General features: G+C 46.7%; 14 protein-coding genes. All 14 read right to left on the bottom strand.

Going from position 1 to position 21121, the window contains the following annotated elements; translation table 11 throughout:
- Positions 1–166: 166 nt before the first annotated feature.
- On the bottom strand, positions 167–1318 hold the full coding sequence (ftsZ, locus tag LKD42_RS09960; RefSeq protein WP_248835595.1) for a cell division protein FtsZ: 1152 nt from the start codon (positions 1316–1318) through the stop codon (positions 167–169).
- A 165-nt stretch (positions 1319–1483) separates the two neighbouring features.
- Entirely contained in the window at positions 1484–2485 is a 1002-nt protein-coding gene (locus LKD42_RS09955; RefSeq protein WP_248835593.1) for a cell division protein FtsQ/DivIB, read from the bottom strand.
- Positions 2486–2489: 4 nt separating this feature from the next.
- Positions 2490–3752, bottom strand: a complete 1263-nt coding sequence (gene murA / locus LKD42_RS09950) for a UDP-N-acetylglucosamine 1-carboxyvinyltransferase (RefSeq protein WP_248835592.1) — start codon at positions 3750–3752, stop codon at positions 2490–2492.
- 47 nt (positions 3753–3799) lie between these two features.
- Positions 3800–4894, bottom strand: a complete 1095-nt coding sequence (locus LKD42_RS09945) for an FtsW/RodA/SpoVE family cell cycle protein (protein WP_022118343.1) — start codon at positions 4892–4894, stop codon at positions 3800–3802.
- 24 nt (positions 4895–4918) lie between these two features.
- Positions 4919–6274 carry a UDP-N-acetylmuramoyl-L-alanine--D-glutamate ligase gene (gene murD, locus LKD42_RS09940; protein WP_022118344.1) on the bottom strand — a complete coding sequence of 452 codons (1356 nt, stop codon included), beginning with the start codon at positions 6272–6274 and terminating at the stop codon, positions 4919–4921.
- Positions 6275–6380: 106 nt separating this feature from the next.
- Positions 6381–7343, bottom strand: a complete 963-nt coding sequence (gene mraY / locus LKD42_RS09935) for a phospho-N-acetylmuramoyl-pentapeptide-transferase (RefSeq protein ID WP_179966602.1) — start codon at positions 7341–7343, stop codon at positions 6381–6383.
- 146 nt (positions 7344–7489) lie between these two features.
- The gene (locus LKD42_RS09930; protein WP_248835594.1) at positions 7490–9217 is read right to left on the bottom strand and encodes a peptidoglycan D,D-transpeptidase FtsI family protein; all 1728 of its coding nucleotides are present in this window, start codon (positions 9215–9217) and stop codon (positions 7490–7492) included.
- 185 nt (positions 9218–9402) lie between these two features.
- The gene (locus LKD42_RS09925) at positions 9403–11691 is read right to left on the bottom strand and encodes a peptidoglycan D,D-transpeptidase FtsI family protein (protein ID WP_248835591.1); all 2289 of its coding nucleotides are present in this window, start codon (positions 11689–11691) and stop codon (positions 9403–9405) included.
- Between the two features lie 67 nt (positions 11692–11758).
- A complete protein-coding gene (locus LKD42_RS09920) occupies positions 11759–12274 on the bottom strand; it encodes a hypothetical protein (RefSeq protein WP_248835590.1) in 516 nt (171 codons plus the stop codon).
- Between the two features lie 42 nt (positions 12275–12316).
- The gene (rsmH, locus tag LKD42_RS09915) at positions 12317–13270 is read right to left on the bottom strand and encodes a 16S rRNA (cytosine(1402)-N(4))-methyltransferase RsmH (RefSeq protein ID WP_147631159.1); all 954 of its coding nucleotides are present in this window, start codon (positions 13268–13270) and stop codon (positions 12317–12319) included.
- A 15-nt stretch (positions 13271–13285) separates the two neighbouring features.
- Complete coding sequence (mraZ, locus tag LKD42_RS09910) at positions 13286–13717, bottom strand: division/cell wall cluster transcriptional repressor MraZ (protein ID WP_022120047.1); 432 nt, start codon at positions 13715–13717, stop codon at positions 13286–13288.
- Between the two features lie 307 nt (positions 13718–14024).
- Entirely contained in the window at positions 14025–19793 is a 5769-nt protein-coding gene (locus tag LKD42_RS09905; RefSeq protein WP_283094994.1) for a CotH kinase family protein, read from the bottom strand.
- 243 nt (positions 19794–20036) lie between these two features.
- Complete coding sequence (locus LKD42_RS09900; RefSeq protein WP_022120045.1) at positions 20037–20210, bottom strand: hypothetical protein; 174 nt, start codon at positions 20208–20210, stop codon at positions 20037–20039.
- Between the two features lie 27 nt (positions 20211–20237).
- Positions 20238–21104 (bottom strand): prolipoprotein diacylglyceryl transferase, encoded by an 867-nt coding sequence (lgt, locus tag LKD42_RS09895; RefSeq protein WP_248835589.1) that lies wholly within the window; start codon positions 21102–21104, stop codon positions 20238–20240.
- Between the last annotated feature and the right edge of the window lie 17 nt (positions 21105–21121).

The raw sequence follows: 21121 nt of genomic DNA, 5'->3' as shown, positions 1-21121 counted from the left end.
GCCTTCGGCTATATCCTTCCCACTACCGGGCGGATTCGGGACTTTAACCCGTTAGAAACGTGCGCCGCTAGGCGCACTCACAAAAAGACCGTTTCCAAATGGAATCCATTTCGAAACGGTCTTTTAAGCTTTCGCATATAAAATCTTATTGATCGATTTAAAAAAATTATCTTCTTCTCAGGAAATCCGGGATCTGAATGTCTCTTTCCTGTATATTACTGGAAGGTGTGCGCAGTTTTCCGTTTGACGGAGCTGTGCCCGCCTGTCTGCCGGCCTGCGTAGCACTTCCGATCGTTCTCTGGAAAAGACTAGACTGTGGCTGCTCATTGCGGCTGTCCTGTGATACTTTTCTGCTGTTTACTGCCGGCTGTGTTGCGGTAGAAGAATCCAGACCGGTAGCAATCACGGTGATGCTTGCTTCGTCTGTGTAAGTATCATCATACATAGCACCAAAGATAATGTTTGCATCATCACCGGCAAGCTCCTGTACATAGCTTGCTGCATCGTTTGCATCCATAAGAGAAATATCTCCTGAAATATTGATGATAACGTGGGATGCACCTTCGATCGTAGTCTCCAGAAGCGGGCTGGCCACTGCCTGTTTAACTGCTTCGAGTGCTTTGTCGTCTCCTTTTGCATGTCCGATACCGATATGTGCGATACCCTTGTCTGTCATAACCGTCTGTACATCGGCAAAATCCAGATTAATCAGTGCCGGAAGGTTGATCAGGTCGGTAATACCCTGTACTGCCTGCTGCAGAACTTCGTCTGCTTTCTTGAGAGCTTCCGGCATCGTGGTACGGCGGTCTACGATCTCAAGCAGCTTGTCATTTGGAATTACGATCAGTGTATCTACATTTTTCTTGAGGTTTTCAATACCTGCAAGTGCGTTATTCATGCGGGTTCTTGCTTCAAAACGGAAAGGTTTTGTCACAACGCCGACAGTCAGGATGCCCATCTCTTTTGCAATACCTGCAACTACCGGGGAAGCACCTGTTCCGGTACCGCCGCCCATACCACAGGTAACGAATACCATGTCTGCACCCTGCATAGCCTGTCTGAGCTCTTCGGAGCTTTCTTCGGCTGCCTGACGGCCAACCTCCGGCTGTGCACCTGCACCAAGTCCTTTTGTTACTTTTTCACCGATCTGAATTGTGTTCGGTGCTTTGCAAAGCTGCAGTGCCTGCTTATCGGTATTGACACCAATAAATTCTACACCTGCGATTGCTTCATCAACCATTCTATTCACAGCGTTATTGCCTGCACCGCCCACACCGATTACGATGATCTTAGCCGCAGACTCAGCTTCGTTTGTCATAATTTCTAACAAGGGTATTTCCTCCTTCGCATATGCATCTCTATTCTTCTATAATATAGTTATTTGCCCAAATAATCAAGACAATTTTAAAATTTCTTATTAAAAAGCTAGTTTCGCCCATCGAACCACGGCCGGAACTGTGCAATATTCCCATCATCCGTGTCACTAATTGATGTAAGAACCTGTATATGGATCAATATAGCCGTATCCATCGGTAATAATATTGCCATTTTCATCGGTATAATTATACTCATCACACTGCGTCGTCGTGACTCCGGCAGCATCGGTATAGGTCTTGTTTCCATCGGCATCGGTCGAAAAAGTACCGTCTGTTTTTGAGTACATTCTGCCTCCGCCTTCCTGTGTTTCCTGCGTGGAAGTTTCAGACTCGCTGCTTCCGTCAGTCGAGGCCAGATCTTCCGTACCGCCGCTCTCGTTTTTAAAGGTCACCTGTCCGCTGTTTTCACTGTAGGATTCCATGTACAGCGTTCCATGTCTGCCGTCAAGCTGTGCGTATATGGAGTTGAGTGCCGACATCTTGTCCTCCAGATCCGTATCATCTCCAAGGTTGACCTTGATATCCTCGAACACCAGTGTGATCGTATCTCTTGTATTAAAACGGATCTCATTTGGTACCAGACCGTCTTTGTTCAGTGTCTTGGTCAGAGTTACGATCGTATTGTACATTCCTTCATCCTTCACCGGAAGTTTTTCATATAGTTCTGCTTTTTCAACATCCAGCCCGGTGATCAGTGGAACATCTTCGCTTGGCTGATCCGAGATCTCCACGATCATGCCGTCTTTATCGAAATAAATATAGCTTCCCTGATTCAGGAGATATCCGATCTGCTGTTTTTCTTTTACGGTCACCTGCACTTCAAATGGTGTTCTCAGCTTTGCCTCTGCTCCGTTCAGGAACGGAATGGACTCCTTTACTTTTGCCTGATTGCTGAATTTCCAGAGCAGATAAAGCGAATTCTTGCAGAGACCATCCTGCATGATGGCCTCCTGTATCTCCTCCGCTTTATATTGCTTATTTCCTGAAATTACCAGTTTCCGCACCCGAAACAGCCCAAAAATCACCACCAGACCAAGCACCAGCACGGCCAGCAGAATCAAGATCACTTTTCTTCTTTGCTTTCTTCTGTTCTTCTTTTTGTTCTTCACAGTTTCACCTTTCTGCTTTTTTCTTCGAAATAACCGCTCCAAGCTTTCTTAAATCTCCTGCCAGATCTTCATATCCGCGTTCGATAAAAGCACTTCCGTATACGCGGGTGATCCCCTGTGCCATCAGAGCAGCGATCACAAGTGCCGCACCGCCTCGCAGCTCTTGGGCTTTCACCATCTGTCCGGACAGATGTGCCTTTCCTTCGATCACAGCTTCCCTGCCGTCTGTGGTCACATCCGCCCCCATCCGGTTCAGCCACGGTGCAATTCGGAAGCGTTCTTCAAAAATACACTCCCGAATCACGCTTCTGCCCCTGGCCACGCAGAGCGTTGCAAGCAGCTGGGACTGCAGATCCGTCGGAAAACCGGGATACGTCTCTGTACAGACCACAGGAAGCGGATTTATCGCTTTTCTTCCATCCAGGTAAAATCCATCTTCCCTGTTCTCATACACTGCACCCATCCTGCCAAGCACATCCAGGACGGACTCCATATCGGATGGACGCATCCCTTCCAGACAAATCTCGCCTCTGGTCGCTGCCGCTGCAAACAGATAGGTGCCTGCCACGATCCGATCCGGCATCAGCGTGTAGGTGCTGTCCCTCAGATGGCTGACTCCTTCTACCAGGATACAGGAAGTTCCCTCTCCTTCGATCTTTGCACCTTTTTCACGCAGAAATCTGCAAAGTTCTGCAATTTCCGGTTCTTTTGCACAGTTTTCAATCCGGGTACGCCCTCTGGCATAAACAGCCGCAAGAATGACATTTTCCGTGGCACCGACACTTGGAAAACGAAGATGGATCCTGGTCCCGCAAAGACCGTCTGTCTCTGCACAGAGCATGCCGTCTGTCTCTTCAAAGACAGCTCCCATCTTTCCAAGGGAGGTGATATGGATGTCGATCGGCCGCATCCCGATGATACAGCCTCCCGGAAACGGCATTTTCGCCCTTCCGGCTCTTCCAAGCATCGATCCGAGCAGAATGATCGTGGAACGCATCCGCTCGCCGAGCGATGCTGCGATCTCAAAATGTTCTGCTTTTGCAGCATCTATGATCAGCGTCCCTTTGTCTTTCTGTACCGTACAGCCGATATTCTCCAGTATTTCAATCATCACATCAACATCACGAATCGCCGGAACATGATGCAGCGTCGTCCTGCCCGGATGCAGAATGGATGCCGCCATCAAAGGCAGGGCCGCATTTTTGGAACCCTGAAGTGTGATACTTCCGTGCAGAGGTGTTCCACCTGTTATTTCAAAGTATTCCACCCAAACCCCTCCGCTTACTCAATCTGGAAATTGCTTCTATAAAATTATCATATGCATTTTTTCTCGCTTTGCCACCGGCTGACTGCCAAAACCAGCCCCATCTCCGAGAGCAGAAACAAAACGGAAGTGCCTCCATAACTGATAAACGGAAGTGTGATCCCGGTATTCGGAATCGTGTTTGTCACAACGGCTACATTTAAAATCACCTGGATCGCGATGTGCCCCATGGCTCCCGCTGCGATCAGTGACCCGAAAAGATCCGGTGCATGTACAGCGATCACCATAAACCTCCAGATCAGCACCAGAAAAACAAGCATCAGGATCGTGGCACCGACAAATCCAAGTTCTTCGCAGATGATTGAAAAGATCATATCATTCTGTGCCTCCGGCACGAATCCGAGCTTCTGGATGCTCTCGCCGAATCCTCTGCCGAACAGTCCGCCGGAACCGATCGCATAAAGTCCCTGGATTGTCTGATAGCCCTTTTCGTAAGCCTCCGGATTCTTCCAGATGGCGATCCTCTCCAGGCGATAAGACTCCATCCCAAGGAACAACGCCATCATGCCTGCTCCGGCCGCCGCGATCCACACAAACTGCATATATCTTTTGTCCGATACAAACACTACGATCACTGCGATGCCGAGGATGATGATCGCCGTACTTAAGTTGTTCGTCCCTACCAGTGCCACGATCGGCAGTACCAGAGCAATCACAAACACCAGGTTCAGAAAACTGTTCCTTTTTTTCTTCTGTCTTCCGACCATTCTTGCCAGAAACAGAATCACGGCAAGTTTGGCAAACTCGGACGGCTGAAAGGAAAGAGGACCAAGTGAGAGCCATCTTCTGGAACCGTTGTAAGCATTGCCCGCAAATAATACCAGGGTGGATAATGCAAGGGAGATCAGATAGGCTGCGATGGCATATTTTTCAAAAATATGGTAATCCATACAGCTGATCAGGTACATGGCAAGCATCCCGAGTGCCGCTGCAAAAAACTGCTTTTTCATATAATAAAAAGCATCTCCGAAGCGGACACTCCCATTGTAGGAACCGGTGCTGTATAACACTGCCAGCCCAAAAACAACAAGAAACAGCACCATGCATACCAGCAGTACATCTCCTCTGCCGGATTTTGTTCTCATTGCATCACTCCCTGCATTCCCGTATTATAAATTTCTTACTAATTCTTTGAATCTTCTTCCGCGGACTTCATAGCTTGGGAACATATCCCAGCTCGCACATGCCGGTGAAAGAAGTACGGCATCGCCGCTTTCTGCATTTTCTGCACAAACTTTGACGGCTTCTTCGAGGCTTTCTGTCATGATGATGTTATCAAATCCACACTTACGTGCTGTTTCTGCAATTTTTTCTTTTGTAACACCGAGCAGTACCAGATATTTTACTTTGCCGTCAAAAGACTGGATCCATTCCGTGTAATCGGAGCCTTTGTCATATCCGCCTCCGATCAGCAGAGTCGGGCGTGACATCGCCTGGATGCCCTTGATCGCCGCATCCGGATTGGTTCCTTTGGAATCGTTGTAATAAACAACACCGCTTTTCTCTGTCACAAACTCAATGCGGTGTTCTACTGCCTGGAATGCTTTTACTGCTTCCTGGATCTTTTCAAGCGGAACGCCGTAAGATAATGCCATGCCGGCTGCTGCCATTACGTTTTCGTAGTTATGTTTGCCGACGATGTTTAAATCCTGTGTTTTGCAGATTGCAAGTTTCTGACTCTCATCTGCATACCAGATCGTCTCATCTTCCAGATAAAGTCCCTGTTTCAGTTTACGCTCACTGCTGAAAAATAATACCCTGATCTGAAGATTTTCTCCAAATGCACGCAGGATCGGATCTTCGTAGTTGAGGACACAGGTATCTTCGGATGTCTGATTTTTGGTGATGAGCTCTTTGACTCTTATGTACTCTTCCATGGTATGATGGCGGTTCAGATGATCCGGTGTGATATTTAAGATCGCACTTACCTTTGGATGGAACTGATCGATCGTCTCCAGCTGAAAACTGCTGATCTCCGCAACGGTCACACTCTCTTCTGTCATCTTCGGAGCTGCCTGCGTATAAGGATTTCCAATGTTTCCAACGACATAAACGCTCTCTTTCCAGCATTTCATGATCTCACCTAAAAGGCTGGTTGTTGTCGTCTTTCCGTTCGTGCCGGTGATCGCCAGAACATCGCCTTTTGCGTTTTCATATGCCAGCTCTACTTCACCCCATATGCGGATGCCGGCTGCTTTCATTTTTTCTACCACCGGCAGATCTGTCGGTACACCAGGACTTAATACCACAAGATCCAGCTCTTTTAACTGCTCATCACTGATCTGCCCGATCAGGATCTGTGCCTTGCTTGCGGAAGGCAGTTTCATGCGGATTGCTTCCTCGTGAAGCTTTTCATTGCCATCAAACAAAATCACAGTTGCACCGCTTTTTTCCAGAAGCTCACAGGCTCCGATGCCGCTGATGCCGCTTCCGAATACCAGGACCTTTTTATCTTTAAAATCCATCTTCTATTCTCCTCCTCGATGTTCGTATCTTATACTATGCTGTCAGAATTAAAAACCTGAAGCCATGATGTCTTGCTATGGCTTAATACTCCACCTTGATATCTGTTTATGATACCAGAACGAGTCCCAGCAGGCACAACAGTGCTGTCACAACGGTAAAGACTGCCACAACTCTGGTCTCAGACCAGCCACAAAGCTCAAAATGATGATGGATCGGGGCCATCTTAAAGAATCGTTTTCCGCCGGTCTTCTTAAAGTAGGTGACCTGGATCATAACAGAGAGTACCTCCACCAGATAGATCAGTCCGACGACCAGGATGATCCACGGCATCTTCAGCACATAGGCTGCACCTGCCACAAATCCTCCAAGTGCCAGAGATCCGGTATCTCCCATAAATACCTGTGCCGGATAGACGTTAAATAACAGAAATCCGAGCAGTGCACCGGTAACCGCTGCCGTGATTGGCTCAATGCCGCCGCCAAGCCCGATGGATACAGCAGTAAAGAATACAGCGACCATTGTCGTAACGCCTGTTGCCAGTCCGTCCAGTCCATCGGTAAAGTTGACTCCGTTGACTGTTCCGATCACTGCCAGATAAACCAGCGGAACCGTGATCCATTTGCAGTCAAAATACTGATCGCTGAACGGGATCCTCATCGTCAGGAAACTTTTGTCCACGATCAGGATATACGCCAGAAAAATGGTCGTAACAATGATCTGTCCGAGCATTTTCTGCTTCGGAAGCAGACCGTCGGATCTTCGAAGCACAACTTTCAGATAATCATCCAGAAATCCGATGATACCAAAACCCAGTGTCAGAAACAGAACCGGGATGATGTTCGGATATCTGCGGACAAAGAAAAGAGAGGTGACCAGCACACTGATTAGAATGATCAGTCCTCCCATAGTCGGCGTGCCTGCTTTTTCAAGATGGGACTGTACACCTTCGGTTCGTTCCGTCTGACCGATCTTCAGTCTTTTCAGGAATGGGATAATGATCGGACTCAAGACGACACTGATTGCAAAGGATGCCAGCAATGCAATGATTACTTCTGTACTTATTTTCATATTTACCTCCTGCTGCCGCATAACGGCGGCCTCGTTTTCTGGTTGTCAGGCCGCTTGTCTGCGACGCATAACTCTATGCTAGTATAAAACTTTTCCTCTTTTTTCGCAACTGTTTTATCTTAGTCGGAAAAGACTCCCCTTCTGTTTTATTCAGCAGACAGCAAATGTTCGACTTGATCCATTATTCTGACCGCATCCGTTTCCTGTGCAGCTTCTTTTTCGATTCCAAGATAAGGCAGAATATTTTCAAAAACCGTCCGCATGACCGGGGCACAGATCGTTCCTCCATAATATACGCCCTGCGGATTGTTTATAATACAGATTCCAAGGATCCTGGGATCTTCTGCCGGAACAAATCCAAGAAAAGAGGAAATGTATTTATTTGCACTTCGCGGCAGTGTCTCGGAGGTCGCTGTCTTTCCTCCTATATGATATCCTTCGATATAGGCCTTTTTGCCGCCTCCTTCGGAAACGACTTTTTCGAGAATCGCCCTCATTGTCTTGGAAACCTGCTCCGATACGATCTGTTTTCCTTCCTTATAAGAAAGTGTTTCCAGCAAAGTACCGTCATCTTCCCGCACTTCCACCCCAAAATGCGGCGTGATCTGATGGCCGCCATTGATCAGGGAACACACCGTTGCCGCCAGACGGATCGGCGTGATCTGAAAGGACTGTCCGAACGAGATCGTTGCCAGTTCCACCGGCCCGATATCCTTTTTCTGATGCATGATCGTCCCTGCCTCTCCCGGAAGATCAATCCCAGTCTTTTCGAGCAGACCGAACTGCTGAAAATACCTGTAAAAAGCATCTGTCCCCAGCCGCTGTCCCACTTCAATAAAAACCGGATTGCAGGAATTCATGACTCCCTGCACAAACGTCTCACTTCCATGACCGGTCGTTTTATGGCAGCGTATCCTCCTGTCATCGACAATCCGAAATCCGGGACAGCTGAAAGTATCTTCCGGTGTTACAACGCCCTCTTCCAGAGCTGCCGATGCCGTTATGATCTTAAATGTCGAACCCGGCTCATACGTGTCGTTGATGCAGCCATTTCGCCACATTTTGTTTCTTTCATCCTGAATTTCCTGCTGTGACATGCCATTCGTACTTTTTTTCAGGTTAAACGGATCATTCAGATCGTATTCCGGTACATTTACCATCGCCAGGATCTCCCCGTTCCCGGGCCGCATCAGAATAATGGAGACACTGTCTGCCTGTTTCTGTTCCAGTGCCTGGTAAGCCGCCTGCTGTGCATACTCCTGCAGGTTTGCATCCAGGCTTAAGATTAGATTTTTCCCGGAAACCGGCTCTTTTCTTCCTTCTCCGGTGTCGGATAATTCCACACCTCTGGCATCCGTCATGGTCAGAATCTGCCCGTCTGTTCCTTTTAAGATGCTCTCATATTTGACTTCCAGTCCCACGATCCCCTGATTGTCACTTCCGGTAAATCCAAGCACTTTGGAAGCCAGATTTCCATATGGATAATTTCTCTTATAGTCTTCATCCACTTTCACGCCAGCCAGATCGTATTCTCTTATTTTATCCCCGGTCTGTTTATCCACATTCGTTTTGATCCGCTCAATGGAACTGTTCTTTTCCACGCGTTTCTTGACCTGGTCACGCTCCATCCCCAGTTCTTCTGTCAGCACATCGATCACTTTTTCCGGCTCTTTGATCTGACTGTGGATCACAGAAATCGTACATACCGTCTTATTATCTGCCAGCACTTTTCCGTTGCAGTCCAGAATTTTTCCGCGGGCCGCTTTGATACTTCGCTCCCTCTCATGGAGATCCTGTGCTTTTTCGCTGTAATAATCTGCCCGAAGCAGCATCAGATACCCCAGCCGCCCAATCAGAAAAAGCATCGCCGCCATGCACAGTGCAAAAACAGCCACGATCTTTTTGCGGTGAAATGTTTTGATCTTTACAAACAATACAAAAAACCTCACAAAAGCTTTCTATTATTATATCGCTGCTTCTGTGAGGTTAAAACTGCAAATTCTTTATATCTTAACCAAATCAAGGAAGTCCCCTGCTTCAATTGCGAATATCCATTTGACTAATAACTGTTATTATTCTCATCAATACCAAGCTTTTCGTTGGTAATCCAGTCCTGCGTACTCACGCCGTCACCACTGTCCTGTGACTGGAGCGGAGCCGGTATATTTGAATGAAACGCCGATCCCTCATCGTCCGTCGTACCCTGCGTCGTGGAATCGCTGCCACTGTTCACATTTCCATAAGCATCCGTCTGTGATGTCTGAGCATCGGTTGTGCCTGTCGCAGAGGATGTACTGCCGGATGTCGTTCCGGAGGAAATGACATTTCCGTACTCATCCGTTTCAGCGGTCGTTCCGGAAGAGATGACATTTCCGTACTCATCTGTCTCCGTTGTCTCTGATTTTTCTTTGATCAGAGCTGCGTTTCTTCCGTTTTCCACATCTTCTCTGGTCAGTTCCAGCTCCTGAAGCAGCTCATCTGTGATCTCTTCCGTCTGTGGAATGTTCAGATACGGAAGCACTTCCATCATGATCTTTCTGGAAATGATCATAGAGTAACCACCAGTTTCCTGATTTTCAACGTTTGGCTCATCGACAACAACATACACTGTAAGCTGCGGATCATCCACCGGTGCACATCCGATGAAAGATACCAGATATTTTCCTTCCCAACGTGTTCCGGTCTCCGGATTGATCTTCTCTGCAGTACCTGTTTTACCTGCCACACGGTAGCCCGGCACTCTTGCCTTTTTTCCGGTACCATCCAGAACAGTCTGCTCCATGGCACTTAACACAAAATCTGCATTTTTCGTGGATACCGGCTGACGCAGAAGGACCGGATTGATATTCTTTACCACTCCGCCGTTATCATCCAGGATCTGCTTTACCATATGCGGCTCATAATAATATCCGCCGTTTACCACTGCATTAAATGCCGCATATTCCTGGATCATCGTGCTGGTAAAAGTCTGACCGAAGGTATTGGTCGCCAGCTCTACCTCGTGCATGCTGTCCCTGTCATACAGTACACCGGTACTTTCATTCGGAAGGTCGATCCCTGTCCGGCTTCCGAAATTAAACAGTCTCTGGTATTTCAGGAATGGTGTGATCTGCATTTTCATTCCGATCTGCATCATCGCATCGTTACAGGAATTTTTGATAACATCACTTAACGTCTCATTTCCATGACCGTAAATATTATCACATTTGATTTCTGTATCGGTGACAAATTCTCCACCGTCACAGACGTAGGTAGCATCTGTCGTGATCGCACCCATCTCCAGTGCCGATGCTACCACGATCGGTTTAAACGTAGAGCCAGGCTCAAAACTTTCGGATACGCAGTAATTGTACCATTTCTCATTCAGAGCATCTGATTTTTCTTCCTCTGTCATGGATTTCAGCTCTGCGTCCGTATACTTGTCGCTTAAATCGTCCGGATCCGTGAGGTCAAATCCGTGGTTGCTCGCCATCGCATAAATCTCGCCGTTCTGCGGATTTCCGACGATGACACCAATGTTTTTCGCACCTTTGCCGTCCTCGGCATCTTTGCCGTACTCTGCATCAAATTCAGCGATGTACTTTTCCACAACCTGCTGGATGTTGATATCCAGGGTGGAAACGATTGTATTTCCATTGGTCGGTTCAACGATCGTCCTCTGCAGGTCGGAGTTCTCATCCAGATAACCGAACTCTCTGCCGTCTGTTCCGCCCAAGACATCTGTGTAGTAAGATTCCAGCCCGCTTGCACCGCCGGAATTGCTTCCGACTCCGATCACATTGCTCGCAAGTGTTTTCAGCGGATAATCCCGGACGTAATCTTCTTCAAACCAGACACCCTGAACACACCGCCGCCTTGCAAGGTCTGTCTTGGTATACTCCTTTTCAGAATCGATTTCCGTATAGTCCTCAAATGTCTGCTTTTCTTCCAGAGAAATGCCCTTTTTCAGAACCTGATACCGACTCCCGGATGTTGACGGATCAGTGATCATTGAACGAAGCTCTGCTTCATCCAGACCTAATGTTTTCACAAGTGCATCGATCGTCGGTTCGATGTAATCAATTTCCTGCTCTTTCAGCTTTGCCTGTTCTTCTTCATCACCACCGTTTACCGCTACACAGTCGAGAATGACATTATAGACCTTTTCACTTTTTGCAAACACATTTCCATTGCGATCCTGGATCTCTCCGCGTTTGTATGGAATCGTTCTGCTGTCATACTGTTTCTGTGACAGCACCTGTTTTGCATAGTTATCGCCGTTTTTGGCTGTAATATATACAATTCTTAAATTTAATCCCAGTAACACAAACAAAACTAATGCAAAACTTCCCACCAGTTTTTTCTGCATTAGTTTTGAAAAGTGCTTTCTTTTTTTTCTTTTCTTTTCTGCCACTTTATACCACCTGTCTGATTACTCACTCTGTCGGAACATCACTATACTGTCTTACATAGTCGCTGCTCTTGTCATCGTAAGTTTTCACCTGTTCTTCTCCGGCATAAACCATACCCAGTTTGTTGATGGCAATATTGCGGATCGTCTCCAGATCTACGGACTTCAGTGCACTTTCATAGGCAGCATCATTGCGTTCTTTGAGATCTGCAAGCTTGGCCTCCTGTGTCGCCACCTGATTACGATAGGATGTATTCAATGCCTGTTTCTGAAGATAGTTGATGCATGAAACGACCACGATCATTCCTGCGATTCCAAGAAAGATAACGTCACGCAGATGCATCTGCAGTGCACGTGCACGGTTACGTCTTGTTTTGGCACTCGTCCGTTTTCTGCGTCGCGGCTGTTCCTGTCTTCTCTCGGTTTCTCTCTTTTCCGGTACAGGGCGAGTCTGTAATTTGCGAACGGTACTGCCATCAATATAAGCATATCGACCTGTCTGTCTTATCTTATCATCTCTGCGATAATTTCTCTCTGCCATATCGACCCTCCTGTCTCTTACATTTGTCTCTGTTTACCTGTTTCATGACTCCTCTTCCTCCCGTCTTCTTTCGAAAACACGAAGTTTGGAGCTTTTTGCTCGTTTATTATATGTCAGTTCTTCCTCACCCGGTATAATCGGCTTTCTGGTGACCACAAAGCCCTTGGATTTCCTGCCGCATACGCAGACAGGAAACTCCCTTGGACATATACACGGATTTTCATTTTTTCTGAAGTTGTTTTTTACAATTCGATCTTCCAGCGAATGGAATGTGATCACACAGATCCTTCCTCCGTCATTCAAAAAATCGATCATGCTGTCCAGCGAATCCCTTAAAACTTCCAGTTCTCTGTTCAGTTCGATCCGAATTGCCTGAAAGGTCTTTTTGGCCGGGTGTCCGCCTACTGCTCGGACTTTCATAGGTATGGCTGCTTTTATGATTTGAATTAACTCCCCAGTTGTTTCAATTTCTTTCTGCTGCCTTGCATTTACAATGTGCTTCGCGATGTTTTTTGCGAACTTCTCTTCGCCGTAATCGCGGATGATACGGTACAGCTCCATCTCGCTGTATCCATTCACAATATCTTTTGCGGTCATATCCTGACGCTGATCCATCCTCATGTCAAGCGGTGCGTCTTCGCGGTATGTAAATCCCCGCTCAGCCGTATCCAACTGGTAGGAGGATACCCCGAGATCCAAAATAATCCCATCTGCCGATGAAATGCCAATGCTTTTCAGTTCCTTTACCATATTGCAGTAATTGCTGCGAATAATAGTAACTTTATCTCCAAACTCCCCTAATCGCTCCTTTGCCGCTTCGATCGCAGCTGCATCCTGATCAATGCCGATCAGCCTTCCTTTATCCGAAAGATGTCTGCATATTTCATAAGAATGCCCTCCGCCACCTAACGTGCCGTCCACGTATATGCCGTCCGGTTTGATCTGCAAAGCTTCAATGCTTTCCTTCAGTAGTACAGATTTGTGTTTAAATTCCATATTGTCCTCCCCAGGCTATATGCAAAGTCCCAAATCCGACATCTGCTCTGCAATATCGTCCATGTTATCGCAGGAATTATTTTCCATCCATTTGGTTTTGCTCCATATTTCAATCCTGTTTAACATACCGGCAAGCACTACATCTTTCTCAAGACCTGCAAATTCTCTCAGCGGTAACGGTAAGAGAATTCTCCCCTGCCTGTCCAGTTCACATGGTGTAGCTCCCGCCACAAAAAACCGGGAGAACTGCCGTGCATTTTTGTTTGTAAGCGGTAATGCTTTTAATTTTTCTTCAAAGATCTGCCATTCATTTCCCGGAAATACAAATAAACATCCATCCAAACCTTTCGTAACGATAAACTCATTTTTCAGTTCTTCTCTGAATCTGGAAGGGATGATCAGTCTGCCTTTGGCATCAACTGTATGATTGTATTCGCCCATGAACATACGGCACACCCTCTTTCGTGCTGTGGCTGTGGTTTTCACTCCATTTTTTACCACTATGCACCATTCTTTACCACTTATGTGTTAATAATATCCCAAAGCACATAAAAAGGCAAGTGTTTCTTGGCGTTATTTTTTATTTTTTTCTGTACATTTCCGCTTTTTTTCACCGTTGTTTGTCACAGATATGTCACCAATCGCAAAAGAATACCGCCGTATTCTTTTGCGAATTACGACGGTATTCTTTTTCGGCTTTCGGAAAAGCAGTCGTTATTTTCTTTCTGCCGTTCTGAAAATATTTCTCAGTTTATTATTTTTTCTTTGCTGCTTTTATTTTTACTGCTTTTGTTGTCTTTGCAGGACTGTAGGTTTTCTTTTTCACTGTCACGATACGGTAATAGTATTTCATTCCTTTTTTCAGTCCTTTTTTGTCGTTGTATGTGCATTTCGTTCCTTTTTTCAGCACTGCGATCCTCTGATAACTGCCATTTTTCTTTGTGGAACGATATACCAGATAACCGGTTGCACCCTTCACTTTCTTCCAGCTCAGAACTACGGTTTTGTCCGTTTTGGCTTTTGCCGTCACTTTTGTGGTCGCTTTTGGAAGTGTAATCTTCTTTGCACTGCCCTCTTTGCCGGTCAGACTGCCTTTGATGGCTTTTGCATAGTAGGAAGACCTTCCGCTTACCGGATTCTGATCCAGGAATACGGTTCCGGATGTCTGACCGATCATCGTCACTTTGCTTCCCTTTTTGCGGTAGATCTGATAGCCGGTTGCACCCTGTACTGCCTCAACGGTGATCTGCACTGCCGTCATCTTTTTCTTGGCAATGCTTTGAACGCTTACGATCTGCGGAGCCTGAATGGTTTCTGAAGGTGTCGGCTTCGGATCCGGCTTTGGTTCTGGCTTTGGCTCCGGCTTTGGTTCTGGCTTTGGATCAATGTCCGGAAGCGGATCCGGGGTTGGTGTTTCGTTCTTCTCCCATTTTGCACAGAGTGTGATATCTGTGCTAACCGGTGTTTCAAAATCATATTTCTGATCTTCCAGATACCATCCAAGGAAGGTATAGCCTTCTTTCTGCGGTGCTTCTTTTTCGCTTGCTTTCTCTCCTTCTTTTACGGAAACGCTCTCTTTTTCTCCGTCCACATCAAAGGTAACGGTATAATATTTTTCCGGTTTGACGATGTCTTTCATGCCCCAGCTTCCATCTGCCGTTGATCTTGGCTTTACCTGATCCAGGATTTCGGATGGGATCTTACTGTAATTGAGTACTTCAAAATCGGCTACATTATCATCCGTATCGATAAAGCTGATACGGCGGATCGCTTTTTTCTTGGAGATGATCGTATCATTTTCCGGATCTGCCAGTGCAGTTCCTTCTGCTGCTGCTTCATTGACAGAAACACCGTCAATCTGCTCTTCGCCCTTCTTCAGCAGGATGCGGTACTGTTTGTTGCTGATCGCAAGATCCCATTCCTGATCTGCTTTCTCGATCGTACAGATCAGATCTGCAGAAGTCTTCTCTTCCTGACCTTTGATCAGATAAGAAGTGTGAGATGCGACCGTTCCGGTCAGCTCTAGCTGTTTCTGTGTGCTTCCGCTGAGGTATTCGATGGTATAACCGCTCAGTCCGATATCCTCTGCGGTTGGATTGTAAAGTTCAATAAAGCTTGCGGATACCGGTGTTTTGCCTTTTCCGCCGCCTCCGTATACCTGATTGATGATCAGATGTGCCGTTTGGGCTTCTTTTTCCACAACGGCTGCCGTCTTTTCACTGGTCAGTGTGCCTGTTTCCACACTGCTTGTCACTTTCACGAAAATCTGCTTTCCGGTCAGTCCTTTCTCCACTCTTAAAAATGCACTGTTTGCACCGGAAATCTCACTTTCGTCTGCCATCCACTGATAAGACAGTGTTCCGGTATTATTGGTGATACCTGCATCATCTGCATAAAGTGTTGCTCCGACAATGGCATTTCCACGGATGGATACACTGCCTGCCAGCTCTGCCGGGGTCGGATCCGGTTTTGGTGTCTCACCGCTGCCCCATGCTCCGTCTGCCAGGCTCCTCGGATATTTCTTCGTTGCAGCAGTGGCATCATCTTTGTAGCTGACTACCTCAAAGTCTGCGGTATTGTTGTTCGTATCTGCAAATCCGATACGGCGGATCGCTTTCTGCTTGCTGATCGTACCGTCTAAAAGTGCACTTCCTTCTACATTTCCTTCGTTTACGGAAACGGCATCTTCGACTTTATTTCCTTTATAAAGCGTTATCTGATATCTCTTATTGTCAATCGTCTGTGTCCATTCCTGATCAAATTTGCTTACCGTAAACTTGATCAGATCCGGTGTGGATGTATCCTGCTGTTCACATCGGATCAGATAGGACGTATGGGACGGTACGCTTCCGGAAAGTGCAAGTTTTACTTCCTGCGGTGTATTACTCTTGCCGTTTGAAAGATATCCGATGCTGTAACCTTCCAGTGAAATTGCATTGTCCGTCGGATTGTAAAGTTCGATAAAGCTGTGGCTTACCGGTGTGCTGTCATTGGCACCGCCGCCGTATACCTGATTGATGATCAGATGATCGTTTTTCAGTTCTTCTTTGATCACGGCATCGGTCGGTGCACTGACAAGGCTTCCTGTTTCTATGGAGCTTGTCACTGCAACGGTGATCACTTTTCCGATTTCCGCCTCTGTCAGTGTATAGTTCTCTCCGTTTGCACCCTCGATTGCTTTTCCGTCTGCCATCCACTGGTAAGACAGTGTTCCGCTGTTATTGGAATCCTGTACGCCTGCACTTAAAACGGCACCGACCTTTGCTTCTCCGCTGACCGTAACCTTTCCGGTCAGTTTTTCTGCGGCGATCGCCTTTGTGAAATCAACATAATTGCTCAAAGATCCGCCGGAAAGCAGATTGCCGGAGGCATCCATGCCTCGTACCTGTACGGTGTTCAGTCCGCCCTCTGTCCTGGTCAGAAGATCATCGGATACTTCAAAAACAGCTTTGCCATTTTCTACGGTCACGGTTGCACCAAGCACACCATTTACATAGAAGCCGACTTTTTTGATGCTGTTATTGTTTTTAACTTCTGCCGTCAGAAGTACTTTTCCTGCTGCTGAAGTTGTCTCTGTCACAGAGATTGCAGAAGATGCCCTGTACTTTCCAAGAGAAGCAAGCAGCGTATCTACACTGGTGAACTGCTGATCCATCCAGTCCAGACGGTTCTTCAGGAAAGTGCGAAGTCGTTCCACTTCACTCTCAAATGTAGAACGATGCATCAGATAGCCCGCCTGATAATTGGCATTTCCGGATTCCAGCAGATATTCTTTCTGCTGATCCAGGATACCGCCTGTCTTTATAATGTCCTCAAAATTCTGACGGTTTTCTTTGTAACATTCATAAAGTTTCGTTACAAAATACGGATCTCCGATCAGCGTCTTATACCAGGAATTTGCCTGTGCTTCTGCCGACCTTGTCACGACCATCCATGCCCGGTAATTGCTGGTCTCTCCGGCACTGATCTGGCTGTTGGAGGTCCAGTCCATATCCCATACCGGTCCGATAAAGAGCTTTCCGCCGAGGTCTTTGTACATGTAGGTACTCTTTTTCATGGTTTCCGTGTTCCAGTAAAATTCATTTAACATCAGATAACGAACCAGAGAATCCATATCCACCAGATCGGTGTAGTGCTTCTTCTCTCCATTGTAGGTCGTATAATAATCCTCGGAATTGATACTGTCCTCGACAGCCTGTACATAGTTCTGTGCCGTTGTAAACAGCTCGGTGTTCGTATTGGCAAACTCCGGATTTTTGAACATGATCGGCTGCTTTTTCTTTGTCTGGAATTTTGAGACTTCGTCATAATATGCATCCAGCTCAAACAGATATCCGCCGGATACGTCTGTCTTTCCGCTGGAATCTTTCGGAAGATCTGTGTAGTAATCTTCAATCTGATAAGTTTTTCCATTATAACTGAGGCTTCCGCTGGTGATCCATTCCAGATGTTCAGTCATATAATCTTCCAGTGCATCCTTTGCGTCACCCTTGATGCCTTCTTTTTTGGCGATCGCCTTTGCCGCATCACTTGCCACATCTTCCCAGTTGTGAATATTCACTCTGGATTTATCAATCCTTACGTTTCCTACCAGCTGATAATTTCCGGCGTAGACACCGTTCAGGATCACTTCTACATTGGTGGATTTCAGATAGACCATACCCATCTTTCCGGACAGGTCGTAGGATGTCTTGTTACGCAGCAGAGACTCATCCATATAGTTTGCCAGAAGTGCCCAGTGTTTGCTATTTCCAAATCCGAGCAGATTGGTTTTGGAATCCAGTTTGATCTTATATGGAAGTTTGGAATATCCCATATTCCAGGTACTGTTTCCACGACCGCGGATGGAAATACCGCCGTCATAAAGCGTGGTGTTCGTGCTGTTAAAGCTGTCATTGCCCTGGATCTTCATGGTTGCCTGTTTGTAGGTCTCTTTGCTTGTAATGCCATATCCATCTTCCGTATTGATATAGACAACCGGAAGTTTGCTGCAGTAGATCTTTTTCTCTGCCACGGTCGCTCCGGTACTTTTCAGGCTCGCACGCACTGTGATAAAGGTATTGAGATCCGCACTTGTCGGTGTATAACTATCACTGTCTGATAAAGTACTCTTATCTTTCTGCCATACATAAGTAAACTCGGTATCTGCCGGTGCATTTTTTACAGAAGCTTTCATCAGCTGTCCCGGCTTTGCATACTCCCGGTCAAATTCAATCTCCAGATCGGATTTGACGGTTACTTTGACCGTCTTTGTCTTTTGTGTCTTCGATGTGGTCGCAGTCAGCGTCACTTCGGTATCTGCCAGCACGCCTTTTACCTCTGCCCTGCTTCCATTTATTGTGATCACATCCGGATTGCTGCTGCTCCAGCTGATCGTCTCTTCTCCGTCTTCTCCTGCGTAAGTCAGCGGCAGGGTGAAATCTTTGGTGACAGAAGATGCTTTGTCACCGTCCGCAAACGTCGGTGACGGGATCGGCACCACTACTTTTCCGTCCGTAACTTTTGGCATAACCTGACCGGATTTGGAAATATACCAGTAATCCGTGCCAAGTTTTTCTGCCAGTGCTTCACTTTTCAGGTCACTTTCACTGACGGAACCGCCCTCCGTATAGGCAATTCCGCTGCCTTCCAGATAATAACAGCCTGTAATATTTGCTGTGTTGGAGGACGCTGCTGTATTCTGGCTGTAGCCATTGATCGCATAACCGCCGGAACCTTTGTATGTCACAGTTCCGATATTCAGACAGGAAGTAAGGCTTCCGATCTCACCACCCTGATAAATCCTTCCGATGATGCCGCCACACCGCACCGGTGGTGTGGAAACTGCAGATGTCACATTGACAGAAGCCGCATTGTAAAGGTTGCTCATATGTACACCTGCCGTGTTATTGCGTGACTGACCAATGATACCGCCTACGCCGATCAGATCACCGCCGTTGTTTGCCGTCACTTCGATGCTGCCACCCAGCACAGCAACGTTGTCGATCTTTACAAATCCGTCGGCATCTGCTGCCAGCGTGCCGATCGTATCTCCGCCGCCAAGATTATGGCTGATGGATACGTCTGTAAATACAATATTTTTCACTTCCGCATAATCCGATGCATCATCACTTCCGAGCATTGCAAACAGTCCGGACTGACTGATGCGGTAACCGCTGTTGTTTGATCCGTCACACTGGATCGTAAGCCCGGAGATCACATGACCGGCTCCGTCAAACGTACCGTTAAAAACACGTTCACCGGAAACGAGGGCATACTGACTGCCGCCGCTTCCTCCGATCGGTGTCCAGTCACTGCCGGAAAGATCGATATCATCAGTGAGCACATAGTCCCCGTCCATCGGATAGTCCTTGTCTTTGCCTATTTTTTTCAGCTCGTCTGCATTTGAAATCCCTATCTGCCCCGATGCTTCTGCCGCATGGACCTGCCACGATCCCGGAACGATCGTCATACTGGAAACGGTCATCACCAATGCCAGCCCGGTCGCAAGACTCCTCCTTAACAATTTTTGTACTTTTTTCATTTCTACCTCCTGATTTTTTACTCTCTCTTTGTTGTTTTTTACTAATATTTTCATTCTACCACAGGTATTTTTGTTTGTCATGTGAATTTTAGCTGAAAATATCCTGAAATACTTCGCCTGGCATTTTATATGATGTTGAGGTCACAGAAAATTTTTCTTACATTTCCCTACACCAAACAAAAAAAAGCCGGAATATCTTTTCTATATTCCAGCTTTTCTTAATCTTTTTCATTTCAGCTATCCTTACACCTGAGCCAGGTCAATATACTGCTCGATCAGCTGATCGACTTTGATATTCTGACGATAGATCTCTTCGGCGTTTCCGGACAGGATGATCTCATCCAGTTTTCTTCGCTCACACTCAATACTTTCTTTGATTTTTTCCACTTCGCTGCGTATTTCGTTCATTTTACTCATCGTACATCCCTCAATCTTTCTGTGCTTTTACACGGTTTTTTTTGCCGTGCATCTTTTTCGTTGAATCAATATTACTGCGATGGAGACAATGGCTACTACTGCGGAAAGCACCTGCGATACCGGAAGTTTGATCCCCGGAAGCAGAAGCTGATCTGTACGGAGCCCCTCGATCCAGAATCTTCCGATTCCGTAGCCTGCGAGATAAAGTAAAAAAATCTCGCCGTGAAATTTCTTATGCTTTGTAAAGAGCAGCAGCAACAGCAGAACACCGACATTCCAAAAACTTTCGTATAAAAAAGTCGGGTGTACCTGAATATACTGCACGCCGTCGATCGTCTGCAGGTGCTCCATCATCTCCTGCGTGACATCGGAACTGCGTACGGCATTCAGCGGAAGCTGCATCGCAAACAGACCATTTGTATAGCCGCCGAAAGCCTCTCGGTTGAAAAAGTTGCCCCAGCGTCCGATGATCTGCCCCAAAACCAGCCCGACACATGCGGTGTCTGCCATCAGCCAGAAATTTTGTTTTTTTATTTTTACATATACATAAAATGTAATCACTGCCGCAATCACACCGCCGAATATCGCCAGTCCGCCTTCCCGGAAATACAGAATGTGGATCAGATTGTCTTTGTACTGATCCCAGGAAAAGATAACATAATACGCTCTCGCCCCGATCAGTGCGATCGGGATCGCATAGAGTGCCACATCAAAATACTGATCCGGATTCTGGTTTGTTTTCTTCGCCACCCACATGGCGATGCACAGACCCAGAATCATTCCGCATGCGATGATCATACCGTAATAGGCAATCTCAAAGCCACCGATGCTGATCGACTTTCCGACATTTGATAAATGAATCCCAAGATTTGGAAAATTTATGGATGTATTCATAACATCACCTCTTTATT

The organism is Hominisplanchenecus faecis (genome assembly GCF_020687205.1).
Taxonomy (GTDB): domain Bacteria; phylum Bacillota; class Clostridia; order Lachnospirales; family Lachnospiraceae; genus Hominisplanchenecus; species Hominisplanchenecus faecis.
The sequence above is the reverse complement of the archived record's forward strand: the minus strand, read 5'-3'. Positions and strand labels throughout refer to the sequence as shown.

Coding starts and splice junctions, on each gene's coding strand:
- murD (WP_022118344.1), bottom strand. CDS start 6,274: ATGGATTTTAAAGATAAAAAGGTCCTGGTATTCGGAAGCGGCATCAGC.
- LKD42_RS09905 (WP_283094994.1), bottom strand. CDS start 19,793: ATGAAAAAAGTACAAAAATTGTTAAGGAGGAGTCTTGCGACCGGGCTG.
- mraZ (WP_022120047.1), bottom strand. CDS start 13,717: ATGTTCATGGGCGAATACAATCATACAGTTGATGCCAAAGGCAGACTG.
- mraY (WP_179966602.1), bottom strand. CDS start 7,343: ATGAAAATAAGTACAGAAGTAATCATTGCATTGCTGGCATCCTTTGCA.
- lgt (WP_248835589.1), bottom strand. CDS start 21,104: ATGAATACATCCATAAATTTTCCAAATCTTGGGATTCATTTATCAAAT.
- rsmH (WP_147631159.1), bottom strand. CDS start 13,270: ATGGAATTTAAACACAAATCTGTACTACTGAAGGAAAGCATTGAAGCT.
- ftsZ (WP_248835595.1), bottom strand. CDS start 1,318: ATGACAAACGAAGCTGAGTCTGCGGCTAAGATCATCGTAATCGGTGTG.
- LKD42_RS09900 (WP_022120045.1), bottom strand. CDS start 20,210: ATGAGTAAAATGAACGAAATACGCAGCGAAGTGGAAAAAATCAAAGAA.
- LKD42_RS09945 (WP_022118343.1), bottom strand. CDS start 4,894: ATGAGAACAAAATCCGGCAGAGGAGATGTACTGCTGGTATGCATGGTG.
- LKD42_RS09925 (WP_248835591.1), bottom strand. CDS start 11,691: ATGCAGAAAAAACTGGTGGGAAGTTTTGCATTAGTTTTGTTTGTGTTA.
- LKD42_RS09920 (WP_248835590.1), bottom strand. CDS start 12,274: ATGGCAGAGAGAAATTATCGCAGAGATGATAAGATAAGACAGACAGGT.
- LKD42_RS09930 (WP_248835594.1), bottom strand. CDS start 9,217: ATGGCGGCGATGCTTTTTCTGATTGGGCGGCTGGGGTATCTGATGCTG.